We start from the raw sequence: 18,379 nt of genomic DNA on the forward strand, positions 1-18,379 counted from the left end.
GCGCGGGCGGCGGCGAGAACTGCTGCGCGGGCGGAGCAGGCTGCGCCGGCGGAGTCGGGGGCGCGGAGTCGTCCCCGCTCGGGCGCAGACCCCAATTGAAGCCGCCCCCGGCGGCAGGCGATGGCGTCGCCGGCGGCGGCGTCGCGGCTGACGGTGGCGTCGCGGGCACCCCCGGAGGCTGCGCGAAAGGCGCCCCGAGTGGACTCGCGGGGGGCGCCGCGTGCGGTCGCGCGGCGGGCGGCGGGGCCACCGGAGGAGGTGGCGGCGACACGGGCGGAGACCCCGGCGCCGAGCCGAAGGGATTGACGAGCGTCGGCGGTGCAGGAGGCGGTGCGGCCGGCGGCGAGGCGGGCGGTGCCGGCGGGGAGGGCGGTGCCGGCGGGGAGGGCGGTGTCGGCGCCGCGGGCGTCACCGGCGGCGCGTCGTCCTCGTCATCCGCCCCGAACTTCGCCCCGAACTGCGCCGCGAACCAGTCGGCGCCCGAGTCGGCGGACTCGTCGTCCCGACCCGTCACGGTGCCAGTCCGAGATCGGCCAATCCGATCGCCGCATAGTACGGGTAGCCCGCGGCCTCGATAACCTCTTTCGCCCCGGTGTCACGATCCACGACCACCGCGACGGCCGCGATCTCGGCCCCGACCTTGAGCAGCGCTTCGATCGCCTTCAGCGGGGAGCCACCCGTCGTCGAGGTGTCCTCCAACACGACAACACGCTTGCCCGCGAGCTCCGGGCCCTCGACCTGGCGGCCGCGGCCGTGATCCTTGGGCTCCTTCCGCACCACGAACGCGTCGTAGGGCCGACCTTGCGCGGCGCCCTGATGCAGCACGGCGGCGGCAATCGGGTCGGCGCCCATCGTCAGGCCGCCCACCGCATCCACATCCGGAATGTCGGCGATCAGGTCCACCATCACCTGCCCGATGAGGGGCGCGACGCGACCGTCGAGACTGACCTTGCGCAGGTCGATGTAGTAGCTCGCCTTCTTCCCGCTGGTGAGGGTGAAGTCGCCGTGGAACACGGCATCCTTCGAGATGGCATCGATCAGCTTCTGGCGGGCGCTCACCCGTCAAGATTAGGGCAGGACGTCGACTCGCCACGAGGCGACGGCGGCACCCGCCTCCGATCCGTCGGCGGGACCCGCCGACGCGGAGGTCGCGCCCAGCCACGCGACCGCGACGGACGCGACGACGAGTGCCACGACCAGCACCACGGTGGCGCGCCGAGAAAGCCGCGGGGCACGGAGGTGGGCGTCGGGATCGGTGGTCACTGCGATCACCGTATGAGAGTGGGGCGCGCACGAGTAGTCACCCCTTTGGGGGGCAACGCACGTCGGCGCCGCTCCCCGGTACTTTGGAGCCATGCGCATCGCCACCTGGAACGTCAACTCGATCCGGACCCGCGTCGGTCGCGTCGTCGACTGGCTCGAGCGGGCCGACGTCGATGTGCTGGCGATGCAGGAGATCAAATGCAAGCCGGAGCAGTTCCCGCACGCCGCCTTCGAGGCCGCCGGCTACGACGTCGCCGTCCACGGTCTGAACCAGTGGAACGGCGTCGCGCTCGCCAGTCGTCTGCCCCTCGATGATGTCGCGACCGAGTTCCCGGGAATGCCCGGATTCCTGAAGGGCGCCGAAGGCCCGGACCTCCCGCGCGAAGCGCGCGCGCTCGGCGCCACGGTCGACGGGCTGCGCATCTGGAGCCTCTACGTCCCCAACGGTCGCGGCCTCGCCGACCCGCATTACGCCTACAAGCTCGACTGGCTTGCCGCGCTGCGCACGGCGACCGAGGGCTGGCTCCGCGCCGACCCCGAGCTGCCGCTCGCACTCACCGGCGACTTCAACATCGCGCCGTTCGACGCCGACATGGGCGACCCGAGCTTCGTCCCCGGCCAGTCGACCCACGTCTCCGAGCCCGAACGCGCAGCATTCCGCGCCTTCGAGGATGCGGGACTCACCGACGTCGTGCGCCCGCTCGTGCCGGAGGGCTTCACCTTCTGGGACTACCAGCAGCTGCGATTCCCGCGCAACGAGGGCATGCGGATCGACTTCGTGCTCGGCTCGGCGGCGTTCGCGGATCGCGTCGCGGGCGCCGAAATCCATCGCGACGAACGCAAGGGCGATGGGCCGAGCGACCACGTCCCGGTGCTCGTGGAGCTGACGGCCGACGGCGAGGACGACGACCGTCCGATGATCTTCTAGGCCTCGGCCAGGTCTCGGCCACGGCCGACCCGGCTCAGGCCGCCAGGATCGCCGCGACGACGACCAGCACCGGGAGCGACAGCACCGTCGTGATCAGCACGGTGTCGCGCGCGAGCACCACCCCGCGCCCGTAGCGCTGCGCGTAGTTGAACACGTTCTGCGCCGAGGGCAGCGCCGCGAGCACGACCACGACGAACAGCTCGTGCCCGGTCAGCCCCCACAACACGTGACCCACGAACCAGGCGACGAGCGGCATCACGACGAGCTTGAGCGCGGACGCGAGCACGACGTCGCGCCGTGCGGTGCCCGCCGCGAGCACCCGCCGACCGTGCAGCGACATCCCGAAGGTCAGCAGAATCACGGGCACCGCCGCCGACCCCACCAGCACGAACGGCTCCATCACGAACGCCGGGAGTTCGACCCCGAGGAGCGCAACAAGGAGCCCGGCGGCGGAGCCGAGGATGAGCGGGTTCGTCACCGGCTGCAGGAAGATGCGACCCCACGACCGGCGACCGTGCGCACTGACGTCCAGCACCGTGAGAGCGAGCGGCGCGAAGACGAGCAGTTGCAGCAGGATGACGGGCGCGGAGGCGGAGGCGTCGCCGAGCACGTAGACCGCCACCGGAATCCCGATGTTGTTGGCGTTGACGTAGCCGGAGCCGAGCGCCCCGATCGTCGCGTCGGAGGCCGAACGGCGCCACAGCAGGCGCGCCACCAGCAGGAACACGAGCATCGGCACCAAGGCCGAGATGGTCGAGATGGGCAGCACGTCGGAGAACAGCCGCGCCACGTCCGCCTCGGCCAGCACCGTGAACAGCAGTGCGGGTGACAGCACGAAGAAAGCCAGCCGGCTGAGCGCGTAGTCGGCGTGCTCGCCGAGCAGACGCATCCGCCCGATCAGATAGCCGACGCCGATAATGACGGCGATGATCGCGAACCCCACCAGCACCCCGACCATCCCCCCATCCTGGCGTAGGTAGGGACTGCTCATGGCGCGCCGCACGGGACCGGACGAGCATAGGAGAACCACAGACCTGGCGCGCCCGCGCCCGCACCTAGGAGACCCACATGCGACGCATCGTTCCCGTCCTCGCTCTCGGAGCCGGCCTGTCCCTCGCCCTCAGCGGGTGCTTCGCCAACCCGCTCGAGAGCATCACCGAAGGCCTCGTCGAAAACGGCGTCGAAGAGCTCATCGAAGGCCAGACCGGGGTCGACATCGACGTCAACGGTTCGGGCGTTTCGTTGCCTGACAGCTGGCCCTCCGAGTTGCCGCTGCCCGATGGCGAGCTCCTGTTCTCGATCGCCGCCGGCGGCACGTACTCCGCGCAGTTCGAGGTGAGCGACGACAGCGCCTTCCTCAACCTGGGCGCCCAGCTTCAGTCGGCCGGATACGAGCTCGTCTCCGAGGCCGACTTCGGCGGGCTGCTCTCCGCGGGCTACGAGAACGACACCTACTTCATCACGCTGTCCTACGTTCCGGGCGAGGGCGACACGGGGAACGGCCTCCAGTACGGCATCTCGGAGAAGGAATCCGAGTAGGTCCCGCACGCAACGACGATTAGTCGCGAAAACCGGCGCTTCGGCGCCGGTTTTCTGCGTTCGTCGCAACAAAAGCAGAGACGCGGATGCCTACGCTCGAAAGAGGAAGGAGGCGCCATGTCATCGCTCACTGCTCACTCGTCAATCGTCGGAGAACCGGAGGTCGTGGAGGACGGCGCACTCCTTGCCGATTCGACGTCCTGGCACGAACTGAAAGCCTGCGTGAGCGAACTGCGCACGTTGCAGGCGGCCGACGGCAGCATCCCCGACGCCGCTTCGCACGCGGCCGCTGCCGAGCTCGTCGCCAGGGCCGCGGCGTCGCTGCGGGCCATCTCCCCCGCTGTTCCGCACGACGCCGCTTATCTGGCCGCCGTTGACGCCGACCTGACGCGCTGGGTGGAGGACGGCTTCCCCGTTCCCGACTTCTTCGACAGCCTTGTGGCCTTCCACCCGGAGCACACGCGGGCCGACGGAGTCCGGCACGTGGTGCTGTTTCCGATGTACACCCAGAACGGCCAGAGCGAGCGCCTCCTGGAGGCCGTGCTCATCGAGGTGATCTGGCCCGACTTCGTCGCCGCGCTGGAAGCGGACGCCTACTCAAACGCGATGTTCATCCCGGTGCGGTTCCTCGACTTCACGGCCGGCTACGACACCAACTCGGCGGTGCTGTTCCCCGAGACGGTGTCGATCGCCGACCACCCGGTGCCGCCGTTCACCTGGGGCGCGATCTTCGCCGACCGTGAGGCGGCGCGGTTCCGTCGCGTCGTCCGCGCGGCCGTCGAGACCACCAAGCTCGAGCTTCCCGTCGAGGCCGCCGAACTGCTCGACGACCAGGCGATGACCGAGCACACCTTCGTGATGTGGGATCTGATTCACGACCGCAGTCACATGCGCGGCGACCTGCCGTTCGATCCGTTCATGATCAAACAGCGGATGCCCTACTTCCTCTACTCGCTCGAGGAGTTGCGCTGCGATCTGACCGCCTTCCGCGAGTCGGTGCGCATCGAACGCGAGGCCGCAACCTCCGAGGAGACGCGCGCCCATGCCCGTCACGTGCAGTACGCGATCCTGTTCGACCGGATCTTCCGCTTTCCGCTGACCGGCACGCGCACGCGCAACTACGACGGGCTCGGCGGGCAGCTGCTGTTCGCCTGGCTCCACCAGCACCACGTGCTGCACTGGACCGACACGCAGCTGGCGATCGACTGGGCCGAGCTTCCCGAGGTCGTGATCGCGCTCTCCGACCAGATCAACGAGCTGTACTGGAAGAGCATCGACCGGCCGAAGCCCGCGCACTGGCTGGCCGCCTACGAGCTGGTGCGCGGAACCCTCGCCCCGCATCCGGCGTCGCTGTGGGCGCGCGGTCTGAGCGACGAGGTGCTCGCGGGCCCGCCGAAGGGCTACACCGATGCGGTGCTGGACGACGAGTTCCCGCTGTCGATGTTCTACGAGGCGCTCGGGAAGAAGCTCCGCGACGTGATCGACTCGACGAGCGGGATCACGGCGGAAACCGCCGACGTTGCCCCTAGCCTGGAGCCATGAAGCGACCCGTTCTCACCTCCGTTCTGATCGGGCTCGGCGCCCTCGTCTACGGGGCCTCCCCGGTGGATCTGGTGCCCGAGCTCCTCGCCGGGCCCCTCGGTTTCGGCGACGACGCGGTCGTGCTCGTCGCGGCGGGCGTCGCCATCTGGCGCATCCTGCGCAACCGCGCCGGTCGCGGCGACGCGGGTGCCGCTCCGGCGTCGGAGAACTGACCCGAATGCGAGACTGAGCACGTGCGGATCCACGACGAGAACTCCCGCGCCTTCGCGAGCGACAACTACGCGGGCGTGCACCCCGAGGTGCTGCACGCGCTCGCGGATGCCAACGGCGGCCACCAGATCGCCTACGGGGAAGACGACTACACGGCCCGGCTCTCCGAGGTTGTCCGCGAACACTTCGGTGAGCGCGCCGAGACCTTCCCGGTCTTCAACGGCACCGGGGCGAACGTCGTCGCGCTCACGAGCGTGCTGCCGCGCTGGGGTGCCGTCATCGCGACCGACACCGCACACATCCACACCGACGAGGCGGGTGCGCCCGAGCGCGTCTCCGGGCTCAAGCTACTCACCGTCGCGACGCCCGACGGCAAACTGACGCCCGAACTGATCGCGACCGAGGCGTGGGGCTGGGGCGACGAGCACCGCCCGCAACCGCTCGCGGTCAGCATCACCCAGACCACCGAGCTCGGCACCCTCTACACACCCGCGGAGGTGCGCGCGATCGCCGACTTCGCGCACGAGCACGGCATGGCCCTGCACATGGACGGCGCGCGGCTCTGGAACGCGGCCGCCGCCCTCGGCGTGCCGTTCGCCGAGTTCACGACGGATGCCGGGGTCGACATCCTGAGCCTCGGCGGCACCAAGAACGGACTCCTCGGTGCCGAGGCGATCGTGGTGCTGAACCCCGAGCGCGCCGACGGGCTCATCTACCTGCGCAAGCTCAGCATGCAGCTCGGCAGCAAGATGCGGTTCCTCTCGGCACAGCTGCTCGCGCTGTTTGAGGGTGGGCTCGGGCTCGCCTCGGCGGGGCACGCAAACGCGATGGCGGCCCGGCTGCGGTCGGCGCTCGAGGAGGCGCGCATCCCCGGCCTCTCCTTCTCGCAGGACACGCAGGCGAACGCGGTGTTCGCGGTGCTGCCGAACGAGGTCGCCGACCGGATTCGCGAGCACGCGCGCTTCTACGACTGGGATCGCGCCGCCGGTCAGGTGCGCTGGATGACCTCCTGGGACACCACGGAGGCCGACATCGACGCGTTCGTGCACCTCATCCGCCGCAGCTTGTAGGCTGTCGGAGTGACGACGGATCCCACCAAGCCCTGGCTCGACTCCTACGCCCCGGGGGTTCCGCACGAACTCCCCGCTCCCACCGGATCGCTTGTCGATCTGATGGCGGAGTCGGTGGCGACCTACCCCGACCACGTCGCGCTGGAGTTCTTCCGCCGCGAGACGACCTATGCCGAGCTCGGCGACCAGATCGCCCGCGCGGCGGAGGGCCTGCGCGCGCTCGGGGTGCGCGCCGGAGATCCGGTCGCGATCTCGCTGCCGAACTGCCCGCAGCACGTCGTCGCGTTCTACGCGGTGCTGCGGCTCGGAGCGATCGTCATCGAGCACAACCCGCTGTACACCGCGCGCGAACTGCGCCACCAGTTCGAAGACCACGGCGCGCGCGTCATCATCGCCTGGGACAAGGTCGTAGAGACCGTGCAGGCCTTCCCCGCCGACGTGCGCGTCGACCACATCGTCTCGGTCGACATCACGCAGTCGATGCCGTTCGCGACCCGCGCCGCGCTCCGCCTGCCGATCCGCAAGGCCCGGGAGGCGCGCGCGGCGCTCACCACCTCCGTCTCCGGCACCACCCCGTGGGAGGCGCTGCTGCGCCACGAGCCGATCGCGGCCGAGGTGCCGAGCCCGGCCGTCGGCGACGTCGCGCTCATTCAGTACACGAGCGGAACGACCGGGCATCCGAAGGGCGCGACCCTCAGCCACGGCAACCTGCTCATCAACGCCGCGCAGGCGCGCGCCTGGGTGCCCGAGGTGCCGCGCGGCAGCGCGAGCGTGCACGCCGTGCTGCCGCTCTTCCACGCCTACGGGCTGACACTCTGCCTCACCTTCGCGATGAGCATGGGCGCACGGCTCGTGCTCTTCCCGCGTTTCGACCCGGATCTGGTGCTGTCGGTCATCCGCAAGCGCCCGCCGACCTTCCTGCCCGCCGTGCCGCCGATCTATGAACGACTGACCGCGGCCGCCGCCGAGCGGGGCATCTCGCTGAAGGGGATCAGCATCGCGATCTCCGGTGCCATGCCGCTGTCGGCCGCCGTCGTCGAGCCCTGGGAGGCCGCGACCGGCGGGTACCTCGTCGAGGGCTACGGGCTCAGCGAGACGAGCCCCGTGCTGATGGCGAACCCGGTCGCCGACACCCGCAAGGCGGGCACCGTCGGCCTGCCCCTGCCGAACACCGAGATCCGCGTCGTCGATCCCGAGAACCCCACCGTCGAGGTGCCGGCGGGCGAGCCGGGCGAACTGCTGGTGCGCGGACCGCAGGTGTTCTCCGGCTACTGGAAGCGCTCCGAAGAGACCGCCGTCGTGTTCGTCGACGACTGGTTCCGCACCGGCGACATCGTCCGGGTCGACGCCGAAGGATTCGTGACGATCGTCGACCGCATCAAGGAGCTCGTGATCACCGGCGGCTTCAATGTCGCCCCGAGCGAGGTCGAGGAGGCGTTGCGCGCCTTCCCCGGCGTTGCCGATGTGGCGATCGTGGGCATCCCGGATGAGCGCGACGGAGAACACGTCGTCGCGGCCGTGGTAGCGGCCGAGGGTGCGACGGTCGATCCCGAAGCGCTGCGTGCGTTCGCGCGCGAACGTCTCGCCGCCTACAAGGTGCCGCGGCGGGTGGAGTTCGTCGACGAGTTGCCGAAGTCGCTCATCGGCAAGGTGCTGCGCAAGCGGGTGCGCGACGAGCTCCTCACGCGCCCCTAGCCTGGAGTCATGCGATTCGGAATCTTCATCCCCCAAGGCTGGCGTCACGACCTCGTTGAGATCGACCCGAAGGATCACTGGGCGACGATGAAGTCGCTCGCCATCGCCGCAGATCAGGGGCCGTGGGAGTCGCTGTGGGTCTACGACCACTTCCACACGGTGCCGGAGCCGACCGAGGAGGCGACGCACGAGGCGTGGACGCTCATGTCGGCGTTCGGCGCGGTCACCGACCGTATCCGTCTCGGCCAGATGTGCACCTGCATGGGGTACCGGAATCCCGCCTACCTGGCGAAGGTGGCCGCGACCGTCGACCACATCTCGGGCGGGCGCGCCGAGATGGGGATTGGTGCCGGGTGGTACGAGCACGAGTGGCGCGCCTATGGCTACGGGTTCCCGACCGCCCCCGAGCGACTGCGGATGCTTGACGAGGGCGTGCAGATCATGCGCCAGGCGTGGAGCGAGGGCCTCGCCACTCTCGACGGCGAGTTCTTCCAGGTGGACGGCGCGATCGTACGGCCGCTCCCGGTGCAGGAGGGCGGCATCCCGCTCTGGATCGCGGGCGGCGGCGAGAAGGTCACGCTGCGCATCGCGGCACAGTACGCGAGCTACACGAACTTCAACGGCAGCCCCGAGGTGTTTGCGCACAAGAGCGAGCTGCTGCGCGCGCACTGCGAGCGCCTCGGCACCGACTTCTCGGCGATCACGCGCTCCAGCAACTTCAACACCGTAATCGGCGAGACGGATGCGGAGGTGCAGACAAAGCTCGACGACTACCAGGCGCGCCTCGGTCGCTTCATCTCGGTCGACAAGGCCGCCGAGGTCGTCGCGCAGTACCGTGACCGCAGCGCGGGAGGGCTTGCCGGCACCCCCGAGCAGGTCATCGAGGTGTTGCGCGAGCGCGAGGCGCTCGGGCTCGGCTACGCCATCCACTACTTCCCCGACGCGGCCTACGACCGCTCCGGCATCGAGCTCTTCGAGCGCGAGGTGATCTCCGCCCTCCCGTAGCCCCGCGCCCCGCGCGGGGGCTAGGGGTCGGTGCGGGGGGCGTGGGTGACCTGGAGGGCGTCGCCGTGCAGGTCGACGCGCACGGTGTCGCCGTCGCGCACCTCGCCCGAGAGCAGCGCGCGCGCCAGGTTGTCGTCGATCTCGTGCTGCATGAGGCGGCGCAGCGGCCGGGCTCCGTACACCGGGTCGTAGCCGCGCTCGGCAAGCCAGGCCCGGGCATCCGGTGTGACGGCCAGTTGCAGCCGGCGCTCGCTCAGGCGGCGCTCGAGCCGGTCGATGTAGAGCGACACGATCTGACCGAGGTCGTCCTTGCTGAGCGGGGCGAACACGACGATGTCGTCGAGCCGGTTCACGAACTCGGGCTTGAACGAGGTGCGCACCAGCTCGTTGACCGCCTCGACCTTCGTCGACCAGTCGAGTGCCTGGTCGGTGAGGAAGTGGCTGCCGAGGTTGGACGTGAGGATCAGGATCGTGTTGCGGAAGTCGACCGTGCGACCCTGCCCGTCGGTGAGGCGCCCGTCGTCGAGCACCTGCAGCAGCACGTCGAAGACCTCGGGATGCGCCTTCTCCACCTCGTCGAGCAGGATCACCGAGTACGGGCGTCGCCGCACCGCCTCGGTCAGCTGCCCGCCCTGCTCGTAGCCGATGTAGCCGGGAGGGGCCCCGACGAGACGCGAGACGGAGAACTTCTCGCCGTACTCGCTCATGTCGACGCGCACGAGCGCCTTCTCGTCATCGAAGAGGTACTCGGCGAGCGCCTTCGCGAGCTCCGTCTTGCCGACACCGGTCGGCCCGAGGAACAGGAACGAGCCGGTCGGACGGTCGGGGTCGGAGATACCGGCCCGCGTGCGGCGGACGGCCTCGCTCACGGCGCGCACCGCATCCTTCTGGCCGATGAGGCGCTTGCCGAGTTCGCCCTCAAGACCCAAAAGCTTCTCGGTCTCGCCCTGCTGCAGCTTGGCGACCGGGATGCCCGTCCAGGCGGCGACGACCGCCGCGATGTCTTCGTCGGTCACCTGGTCGTTGACCATGCGCGGGCCGCTCTGCTCGGCCTGCTCGGCCGCCTCGAGGCGCTTCTCGATTCCGGGGATGGTCTCGTAGTTGAGCTTGGAGGCCTTCTGGTAGTCGCCTTCGCGCATGGCTCGATCGAGCTCGATGCGCGTGTCGTTGAGCATGCTCTTCAGGTCACCGACCGAGTGCAGGGTGCTCTTCTCGGCGTTCCAGCGCATCTGCAGCGCGTCGAGTTCTTTCTCTTTGACGCCCAGGTCTTCGCGCAGCTTCTCGAGGCGCTCCTTGGATGCGGCGTCCTTCTCTTTCTTGAGGGCCAGCTCTTCGATGCGCAAACGGTCGACCGCGCGCTTGAGTTCGTCGATCTCGACGGGACTGGAGTCGATCTCCATCTTGAGCCGGCTCGCCGCCTCGTCAATCAGGTCGATGGCCTTGTCGGGGAGCTGACGTGCGGTGATGTAGCGGTTGGAGAGGGATGCGGCGGCGACGAGCGCACTGTCGGCGATCGTCACCTTGTGGTGCGCTTCATAGCGCTCCTTGAGGCCGCGCAGAATGGCGACGGTGTCTTCGACGCTCGGCTCGCCGACGTAGACCTGCTGGAAGCGGCGCTCGAGGGCGGCGTCTTTCTCAATGAACTCGCGGTACTCGTTGAGGGTGGTCGCCCCGATGAGGCGTAGCTCCCCCCGGGCGAGCATCGGCTTCAGCATATTGGCCGCGGCGACGCTGCCCTCGCCGCCGCCCGCGCCCATGAGGGTGTGCAGTTCGTCGATGAAGGTGATGACCTGGCCGTCGGAGTCGTTGATCTCCTTGAGCACGGCCTTCAGCCGCTCCTCGAACTCGCCGCGGTACTTGGCGCCGGCGACGAGCGCCGCCAGGTCGAGCGAGACGAGCTGCTTGTCTTTCAGCGAGTCGGCGACGTCTCCCGCGACGATGCGCTGGGCGAGTCCTTCGACGACGGCGGTCTTGCCGACGCCGGGCTCGCCGATCAGGACGGGGTTGTTCTTGGTGCGGCGGGTGAGCACCTGGCTGATGCGACGGATCTCGGCGTCACGACCGATGACGGGATCGAGCTTGCCGCTCTTGGCGATCTCGGTGAGGTTGACGCCGTACTGCTCGAGGGCGCTCTTCTGCTCCTCCTGGGTGGAGGGGGCGCCTTGCATGTTCGCCATGGTGCTCCAAACTTGAGTGCTTGCGACTCAACTTTATCACCGGCGGCGCGACGCCGTCACTGTGAACTTGCTGGTACGGCTGACCTGCCGCGTCGGCCCCACCACGCGCTCGAGCACCGCGCGATGCCCGAGGTGCGAGTTGAAGACCGTCCAGAGCTCGCCACCGCGTCGCAGCACGCGGGCCGCGCCCGCGAAGATCTCGCGCGAGACGCCGGCATGCACCGCGGCCCCGCTGTGAAAGGGCGGATTCAGCACGATCAGGTCGGCGCTCTCGGGCGGGCGGGCGGCGAGCGCCGCGTCGCGCTCGACCTCCACCTGGAGTCCATTGGCCGCCATCGTGAGGCGCGCCGACTCGACCGCGGCCGCCGACTGGTCGCTCGCCAGCACATCCGCCTCGGGGCGCCGTCTCGCCAACGATGCGGCGAGGATGCCCGTGCCACAGCCCAGATCGATCGCCCGCTGAAACGGCGGCAACTGGCCGAACACGTCGAGCAGCGCCCGCGTGCCGATGTCGACGGAGGTGCCGGCGAACACGCCGCCGGTGGCGACCACCCAGAGCCCGAGGTCATCGTGGAACTCGCGGCGCGGTTCGACGAGCTCGTTCGGCCGCGGACCGCGCGCGATGAGCAGGCGCGACTTCTGCCGCGCGAGCGAAACGTCGAGCGTGTCGAAATGCCGCAGCAGCACCTCGTTCATGCGCGGGGTCATGTGCTTGAGCCGCCCGCCCGCGATCACGACGACGGAGGGATCCGCCTCCCGCGCGATGAGTGCCGCGATCTGCTCGAGCGCCTCGAGCGAGCGCGGCAACCGCACGAGCACGAGGGTCGCCCCCGCGACGAGTTCCGGCGCGAGGGGAAGCTGCTCATACGCGCCCGTACCGTTCGCGCGGAGCGCCTGCTCGCCGAGCAGCGCATCCTGATGCACGCGCGCGCGGGTCGCGCCACGATCCAGCGCCCCGAGGGTCAGCGCGCCGTGGGTGTCGCCGATGATCGCGAGGTTCGAGCTCGCCAGCATCGGGCCAGCGTGATCGAGCAGCAGCGCATCGGCGGCATCCCAGGCACGAAGCTCGGGCGCCTCGAAGTCGGGCCATCGACGCAGGTCGTCGAACGAGAACATGAGGCGCCCAGTCTAGAGGCGCCGCGCCCACGCCCCCCGCGGCCTACCCCGCCGTCGCCGAGAGCACGCGCGTGGCCTCGCGCTCGGTGTCGTCGGTGTTGTTGACGAGATCTCGCGAGCCACGCAGCTTGGCCGCGATGTGCTCGCCGACGGTGATCGGCTTGTACAACGGCTCCTCACCCTCGGCGAGGATGCCGGGAAGGGTCGTGATGACGGCGTCGACGTCACCGTCGAAGAAGTACGCGGCCGAACGGCGGCGGCGGATCGTGCCGTTGATCACCGGGGGCTTGACGCGGTGCAGCGTCGAACGCCACTGGTCGTTCGTCAGTCGGGCGGTCACGTCGCCGAGGTTCACGAGTAGCGCGCCGGGCAGCGGCGAGACGTCGTTCCAGCCGCCCTGGTCGTCGAGCACCTGGAGCCCCTTGACGTCGTCGGCCCAGAGCAGGGTCACGATGCCGAAGTCGGTGTGCTCGCCCATGCCGATCAGGTCGCCGTCGAGTTCGACCTTCGCGCCGTCGGGCAGCGCGTAGTTGTTCATGCGCAGCACGTCGAGCGAGTGGTCGGCCATCGCCGAGAGCGTGCCGGTCGGCAGGTGGAGGGCGTCTTCGAAGATGCGGATCATGACGTGCGCGACCGAGCCGGCGTGCGCCATCCAGTTCTCGACGTCGGACTGGAACTCGTCAACCTCGGGCCAGATGTTGGCGGCGTAGTCGATCGGGTCGAGTTCGACGTGCGGGTAGTCGGCCTGCGTGGCGCCGGTGTTGAAGGCCTCGAAGAAGTCGTTCATGCGCTCGGCCTTCTCCACACCGAGGCTGTAGCTCAGGCGCTCCGACTTGGGCGGCGAGTAGCCGCGGTTGATGCCCTTCGGCGCGCAGTACTGCTTCTTCTCCTCCAGCGGCAGGGCGAAGAAGCGGTCGATCGCGCGGCCGAGGCGCTGCCAGGTCTCGAGCGGGATGCCGTGGCCGGTGATCTGCATGAAGCCGACCGTGCGGGCGGCCTCATCGATTTGGCGGGCGATCTCGCGGCGCTCCTCCTCGGTGCCGTCACCGATGTAGGCGCTGATGTCGATGGCGGGGACGGTGAATGCAGACATGTAGGCTCTCCTCACGATCGCGATCCGAGGGATTGCGGCTGATAGGTATTGGTTATCACCATCATGTCCGATTCCCCGCGCGAGCAGGTTTCCGACGCGTTACAAATCGATGAGAACGACCGCGTCCTCGGCGTCATCGGCACCGCGATCGCCGAGGCCCGCACCGCCGCGGGGCTCTCGATGCGCGAACTCGCCCGCCGCGCCAAGGTCAGCCAGCCCTTCCTCAGCCAGGTCGAGCGCGGGCGCACCGTTCCCTCGCTGCTGACCTTGTACCGGATCGCCGGCGCGCTCGAGATCTCGCCCAGTTCGCTCATGCCCGCGATCGGCGGCGAGAGCGAGACGCTCGTCGTGCGCGCGGGCGACGGCGCCCGGCTCCCCGTGAGCGACCGACCCGACGCGGCCGTCGGACGGCTGCTGGCCGCCGGGCCCGACCACCGGCTCGAGGTCGTCGAGTACCGCATCCGCCCCGGCGAGGATCTCGGCGGCTGGTTCGAATCGACCGGCGAGATGACCGTCTACCTCGTCGAGGGATCGCTCGAGGTCGACATCGAGACCGAGGGCGAGCAGGTCCGAAACTGGACGCTCACCGCGGGGGATGCGATCACGCATCCCGCCGAGCACCCGCACCGGTGGAAGCCCGGGCCCGAGGGGGCCACCGTGCTGCTGGCGCTCGCGCGCGAGATCGGCAGCGCGCATCCCGGCCGGCGGCAGGTCGAGAACTGAACCTCAGTCGGTGGGCGGCATCGGTCGCCACACGACGACCTGGTTGCGCTTCATGCGGGTGCCGGCGCGCAGACTCACCACGTCGCCACGCGCACCCGCCGCGAACACGCGGCGGCCGGGGCGGTTGAGCAGCTCGTCGGCGAGGGCGCCCTCCAGCTCGCGCACCCGCTCGGCGAGCGCCTGCACCTCGTTCTCGAGTTCGAGGATGCGGCGGATGCCCTCCAGGTTGAGCCCCTCGGAGCTGAGGCGCGCGATCTCCCGCAGCTGCACCACGTCGCGCATCGAGTAGCGGCGCGACTGCCCCGCCGTGCGGCGCGGACTGACGAGCCCCATGCGGTCGTACTGCCGCAGGGTCTGGGGATGCATTCCGCTCAGTTCGGCCGCGACGGCGATCGCGAACAGCGGGCTGTTCTCGTCAACGGTCATCGCGTCCCCCGTGCCTTAAGCGTTCCGAGCTCGACTCAAGAGATCATCTCGCGGATTCTCCGCCGGCATCGCCGCGGCAAACGCGTCGAGCGCCTCGCGCGCCTTGTCGGGCAGGTGACTCGGCACCGCGACGACGACGCTGGCGAGCAGATCGCCGGTGCCCTTCGCGGTGGCGATGCCGCGCCCCTTGACGCGCAGCACGCGCCCGCTCGGCGTTCCCGGCGCCACCCGCAGGCGCACCGGGTCACCGTCGAGGGTCGGAACCTCGATCGTCGCGCCCGCGACCGCCTCCACGAAGGTGACCGGAACATCCACCCGCAGGTTCAGTCCGTCGCGGGTGAAGACCGGATGCGGTCGCACCGACACCGCGATCACCAGATCGCCGGGCTGGCCGCCGTCGGGGCTCGGCGACCCGGCTCCGCGCACGCGGATCTTCTGGCCGTCGGCGACCCCCGCCGGGATCTTCGCCTTGGTGGTGCGCCCGCTCTGCATCTGGATGCTCACGGTGGTGCCGTGAATGGCGTCGAGGAAGTCGATGGTGGTCGCCCCGACCGCGTCGGCGCCCTTGGAGGGGCCGCCGAAGCCGCGGTAACCACCACTGGAGGTTCCGAATCCGCCGCCGCTCGCGCCGCCGAACATCCCGCCCAGCAGGTCCTCGAATTCGGACTGCCGGGCGTTCGCGCGACGAGAGCCACGCGGACCGCCCGGCTGACCGAACAGCCCACTGAACACGTCGTCGAACCCGCCCTGCGGACCGCCCGCCGTGAAGCGGGCGCCACCGGCGCCCATCGCGCGCAACTGGTCGTACTCGGCGCGCTGCTCCGGATCGGAGAGCACCGAGTACGCCTCGCTGATCTCCTTGAACCGCGCCTCGGCCTTGGCATCGCCCGGGTTCGAGTCCGGGTGATACTGCCGCGCCAGCTTGCGGTACACCTTCTTCAGTTCGGCGTCGGAGGCCTCCTTCGACGCGCCCAGCACGGCGTAGAAGTCCTTGTCGAACCAGTCCTGACTGGCCATCGGAGCTCCGCTCGTTCTATTCGGGGACGCTGACGGCGACCTTGGCGGCACGGATCAGCCGCTCGCCCAGAGCGTATCCGGGCTCGATCACGTCGGCGACGGTGTTGACCGTCACCTCCGCGCTCGGCAACTGCACGAGGGCCTCGTGAAGCTTCGGGTCGAAGGGTTCGCCCTTCTCACCGACGCGCCGCAGGCCGTACTTCTCGAAACCCGCCCGGATCTTCTGGGAGACGATCGTGAGCGGGCTGCCCTCGACCAGGTCTCCGTGCGCGTCCGCGCGATCGAGGTCATCGATCGCCGGGAGCAGCGAGCGGATCACCTCAGCGATGACCGCCTCGCGGTTCGCCTGGCGATCGCGCTCCACCCGGGTGCGGAAGTTCTTGAGTTCGGCCTCGGCCCGAGCGGCCCGCTCGCGGTACTCCGCGACCAGGTCCCGCTCGGCCTCGGCCAGCAACTCAAGGTCGGCGTCGCTCAGCTCGACATCGGCGTCCTCGGCCGCGATCAGATCCTCGACCCCGTCCACCTCGGCGGTGGCGCCGTCCTCCGACGCCACCTCCTCGGTCGACTCGTCGGGCGCCTCATCGGGCGTCGTGTGCTCGTCGTTGTTGCTTCGCTCGTCCGACATGACTACTTCTTGGGCTCCTCGTCGTCGACGATCTCCGCGTCGACGATGTCGTCCTCACCGGGCTGCTCGGTCGAGCCCGACTCCGACGCGGCCGACTCGGCCGCTTCGGCATCGGCGGCACCGGCGGCGTAGATCGCCTCGCCGAGCTTCGTCTGGCTCTCGCTGAGCTTGTCGAACGCGGTCTTCACGGCCGCGTCGTCCTCGCCCTGGAGCGCGGTCTTCAGCGCATCCACGTCGCCCTGGACCTCGGTCTTGACGTCCTCGGGGAGCTTCTCGGCGTTGTCGGCGATGAGCTTCTCGATCGAGTAGGCGAGCTGCTCGGCGGCGTTGCGGGTCTCGGCGGATTCGCGACGCGCCTTGTCCTCGGAGGCGTGCTCCTCGGCCTCGCGCACCATGCGCTCGATGTCTTCCTTGGGAAGCGAGGAACCACCGGTGATGGTCATCGACTGCTCCTTGCCGGTGCCCTTGTCCTTGGCGGACACGTGCACGATGCCGTTCGCGTCGATGTCGAAGGTGACCTCGACCTGCGGCACGCCGCGCGGCGCGGGGGCGATGCCGGTCAGCTCGAAGGTGCCGAGCGGCTTGTTGTCGCGAGTGAACTCGCGCTCGCCCTGGTACACCTGGATCGCGACCGACGGCTGGTTGTCGTCGGCGGTCGTGAACGTCTCGCTGCGCTTGGTCGGGATGGCCGTGTTGCGCTCGATGAGCTTGGTCATGATGCCGCCCTTGGTCTCGATACCGAGGCTCAGGGGGGTGACGTCGATGAGCAGCACGTCCTTGCGCTCACCCTTCAGCACGCCGGCCTGGAGCGCGGCGCCGACGGCGACGACCTCGTCCGGATTGACGCCCTTGTTCGGGTCCTTGCCGCCGAGCTCCTTCTTGACGAGCTCCGCGACGGCGGGCATGCGGGTCGACCCGCCGACGAGCACGACGTGCGCGATGTCGGCGACCTTGATCCCCGCCTCCTTGATGACGTCCTGGAACGGCTTCTTGGTGCGGTCGAGAAGGTCGGAGGTCATCTGCTCGAACTGCGCGCGGGTGAGCGACTCGTCGAGGTTGGCCGGGCCGTTCTCGGTGAGCGAGAGGTAGGGAAGCTGGATGTTGGTGCTGGTCGAGCTCGACAGCTCCTTCTTGGCCTGTTCGGCCGCTTCCTTCAGACGCTGGAGCGCGATCTTGTCCTTGGAGACGTCGACACCCGTGGTCTCCTTGAACTTCTTGATCAGGTGCTCGACGACACGCTGATCCCAGTCGTCACCGCCGAGGCGGTTGTCACCGGCGGTGGCACGCACCTGAATGGTCGAGAAGTCGTCGTCCTTGCCCACCTCGAGGAGGGAGACGTCGAAGGTTCCGCCACCGAGGTCGAAGACCAGGATGAGCTCGTCTTCCTTGCCCTTGTCGAGGCCGTAGGCGAGCGCGGCCGCGGTCGGCTCGTTGATGATGCGCAGCACGTTGAGGCCCGCGATCTCGCCGGCCTCCTTGGTGGCCTGGCGCTCGGCGTCGTTGAAGTAGGCGGGAACGGTGATCACGGCGTCGGTGACATCCTCGCCGAGGTACTGCTCGGCGTCGCGCTTGAGCTTGCCGAGGATGCGGGCCGAGAGCTCCTGCGGCGTGTACTTCTTGCCGTCGATCTCGGTGTTCCAGTCGGTGCCCATGTGGCGCTTGACGCTCGCGATGGTGCGGTCGACGTTGGTGACGGCCTGACGCTTGGCGGTCTCTCCGACGAGGACCTCGCCGTCCTTGGTGAACGCGACGATCGACGGCGTGGTGCGGAATCCCTCCGCGTTGGCGATGACGGTGGGTTCGCCACCTTCGAGAACGGCGACGACCGAGTTGGTCGTTCCGAGGTCGATTCCGACTGCTCGTGCCATGTGGGGTATCTCCTTGTGAGTCTGTGGTTCACGACGGGGCGAGGATCACCTTGAGTCGTGCGCTATCAAGTTTAGGGCGGCG

18 protein-coding genes are annotated in these 18,379 nt (G+C 69.3%); 8 read left to right on the plus strand and 10 right to left on the minus strand.

Annotated elements, in window-relative coordinates:
* Nucleotides 1–510: 510 nt before the first annotated feature.
* Together pyrE and QZ258_RS04665 are read right to left on the minus strand one after the other, a co-directional pair.
* The gene (pyrE, locus tag QZ258_RS04660; RefSeq protein WP_294179414.1) at nucleotides 511–1,059 is read right to left on the minus strand and encodes an orotate phosphoribosyltransferase; all 549 of its coding nucleotides are present in this window, start codon (nucleotides 1,057–1,059) and stop codon (nucleotides 511–513) included.
* Between the two features lie 9 nt (nucleotides 1,060–1,068).
* Nucleotides 1,069–1,263 carry a hypothetical protein gene (locus tag QZ258_RS04665; protein ID WP_294179417.1) on the minus strand — a complete coding sequence of 65 codons (195 nt, stop codon included), beginning with the start codon at nucleotides 1,261–1,263 and terminating at the stop codon, nucleotides 1,069–1,071.
* A gap of 91 nt (nucleotides 1,264–1,354) precedes the next feature.
* Between QZ258_RS04665 and QZ258_RS04670 the strand changes: the two genes are divergently transcribed.
* The gene (locus tag QZ258_RS04670; RefSeq protein WP_294179421.1) at nucleotides 1,355–2,191 is read left to right on the plus strand and encodes an exodeoxyribonuclease III; all 837 of its coding nucleotides are present in this window, start codon (nucleotides 1,355–1,357) and stop codon (nucleotides 2,189–2,191) included.
* Nucleotides 2,192–2,225: 34 nt separating this feature from the next.
* On the opposite strand, the gene QZ258_RS04675 is transcribed toward QZ258_RS04670, so the two are convergent.
* Nucleotides 2,226–3,149 (minus strand): AEC family transporter, encoded by a 924-nt coding sequence (locus QZ258_RS04675; RefSeq protein ID WP_294179632.1) that lies wholly within the window; start codon nucleotides 3,147–3,149, stop codon nucleotides 2,226–2,228.
* A gap of 110 nt (nucleotides 3,150–3,259) precedes the next feature.
* On the opposite strand from QZ258_RS04675, the gene QZ258_RS04680 reads away from it, so the two are divergent.
* The 6 genes from QZ258_RS04680 (at nucleotide 3,260) to QZ258_RS04705 (ending at nucleotide 9,252) form a co-directional block, all read left to right on the plus strand.
* The gene (locus QZ258_RS04680) at nucleotides 3,260–3,730 is read left to right on the plus strand and encodes a hypothetical protein (RefSeq protein ID WP_294179422.1); all 471 of its coding nucleotides are present in this window, start codon (nucleotides 3,260–3,262) and stop codon (nucleotides 3,728–3,730) included.
* Nucleotides 3,731–3,847: 117 nt separating this feature from the next.
* The gene (locus tag QZ258_RS04685) at nucleotides 3,848–5,272 is read left to right on the plus strand and encodes a DUF6421 family protein (protein WP_294179423.1); all 1,425 of its coding nucleotides are present in this window, start codon (nucleotides 3,848–3,850) and stop codon (nucleotides 5,270–5,272) included.
* A complete protein-coding gene (locus QZ258_RS04690) occupies nucleotides 5,269–5,484 on the plus strand; it encodes a DUF1232 domain-containing protein (RefSeq protein WP_294179425.1) in 216 nt (71 codons plus the stop codon). Before QZ258_RS04685 ends, QZ258_RS04690 begins: the two co-directional genes overlap by 4 nt.
* A gap of 21 nt (nucleotides 5,485–5,505) precedes the next feature.
* Nucleotides 5,506–6,552 (plus strand): low specificity L-threonine aldolase, encoded by a 1,047-nt coding sequence (locus QZ258_RS04695; protein ID WP_294179427.1) that lies wholly within the window; start codon nucleotides 5,506–5,508, stop codon nucleotides 6,550–6,552.
* A gap of 9 nt (nucleotides 6,553–6,561) precedes the next feature.
* Nucleotides 6,562–8,247, plus strand: a complete 1,686-nt coding sequence (locus QZ258_RS04700) for a long-chain-fatty-acid--CoA ligase (protein ID WP_294179430.1) — start codon at nucleotides 6,562–6,564, stop codon at nucleotides 8,245–8,247.
* Nucleotides 8,248–8,256: 9 nt separating this feature from the next.
* The gene (locus tag QZ258_RS04705; RefSeq protein WP_294179432.1) at nucleotides 8,257–9,252 is read left to right on the plus strand and encodes an LLM class F420-dependent oxidoreductase; all 996 of its coding nucleotides are present in this window, start codon (nucleotides 8,257–8,259) and stop codon (nucleotides 9,250–9,252) included.
* 20 nt (nucleotides 9,253–9,272) lie between these two features.
* Here QZ258_RS04705 and QZ258_RS04710 read toward each other — a convergent pair whose 3' ends face one another.
* From QZ258_RS04710 to QZ258_RS04720, 3 genes are read right to left on the minus strand one after another with little or no spacing between them, the layout of a single operon-like run.
* Nucleotides 9,273–11,429 (minus strand): ATP-dependent Clp protease ATP-binding subunit, encoded by a 2,157-nt coding sequence (locus tag QZ258_RS04710; RefSeq protein ID WP_294179434.1) that lies wholly within the window; start codon nucleotides 11,427–11,429, stop codon nucleotides 9,273–9,275.
* A 36-nt stretch (nucleotides 11,430–11,465) separates the two neighbouring features.
* A complete protein-coding gene (locus QZ258_RS04715; RefSeq protein ID WP_294179436.1) occupies nucleotides 11,466–12,545 on the minus strand; it encodes a class I SAM-dependent methyltransferase in 1,080 nt (359 codons plus the stop codon).
* A gap of 43 nt (nucleotides 12,546–12,588) precedes the next feature.
* Complete coding sequence (locus QZ258_RS04720; RefSeq protein ID WP_294179437.1) at nucleotides 12,589–13,638, minus strand: isopenicillin N synthase family oxygenase; 1,050 nt, start codon at nucleotides 13,636–13,638, stop codon at nucleotides 12,589–12,591.
* Nucleotides 13,639–13,701: 63 nt separating this feature from the next.
* Between QZ258_RS04720 and QZ258_RS04725 the strand changes: the two genes are divergently transcribed.
* Complete coding sequence (locus QZ258_RS04725; RefSeq protein WP_294179438.1) at nucleotides 13,702–14,361, plus strand: helix-turn-helix domain-containing protein; 660 nt, start codon at nucleotides 13,702–13,704, stop codon at nucleotides 14,359–14,361.
* Between the two features lie 3 nt (nucleotides 14,362–14,364).
* On the opposite strand, the gene QZ258_RS04730 is transcribed toward QZ258_RS04725, so the two are convergent.
* The 4 genes from QZ258_RS04730 to dnaK are packed head-to-tail and all read right to left on the minus strand — an operon-like array spanning nucleotide 14,365 to nucleotide 18,297.
* Nucleotides 14,365–14,787: a heat shock protein transcriptional repressor HspR gene (locus QZ258_RS04730; protein WP_294179440.1), complete on the minus strand. Its 423-nt coding sequence runs from the start codon at nucleotides 14,785–14,787 to the stop codon at nucleotides 14,365–14,367.
* Between the two features lie 15 nt (nucleotides 14,788–14,802).
* Nucleotides 14,803–15,804 (minus strand): DnaJ C-terminal domain-containing protein, encoded by a 1,002-nt coding sequence (locus QZ258_RS04735; RefSeq protein ID WP_294179441.1) that lies wholly within the window; start codon nucleotides 15,802–15,804, stop codon nucleotides 14,803–14,805.
* A 16-nt stretch (nucleotides 15,805–15,820) separates the two neighbouring features.
* On the minus strand, nucleotides 15,821–16,429 hold the full coding sequence (locus QZ258_RS04740; RefSeq protein ID WP_294179442.1) for a nucleotide exchange factor GrpE: 609 nt from the start codon (nucleotides 16,427–16,429) through the stop codon (nucleotides 15,821–15,823).
* Nucleotides 16,430–16,431: 2 nt separating this feature from the next.
* Nucleotides 16,432–18,297, minus strand: coding sequence for a molecular chaperone DnaK (gene dnaK, locus QZ258_RS04745; protein WP_294179443.1), 1,866 nt, complete (start codon nucleotides 18,295–18,297; stop codon nucleotides 16,432–16,434).
* Between the last annotated feature and the right edge of the window lie 82 nt (nucleotides 18,298–18,379).

This window comes from uncultured Schumannella sp., assembly GCF_905479755.1.
GTDB lineage: Bacteria > Actinomycetota > Actinomycetes > Actinomycetales > Microbacteriaceae > DCRR01.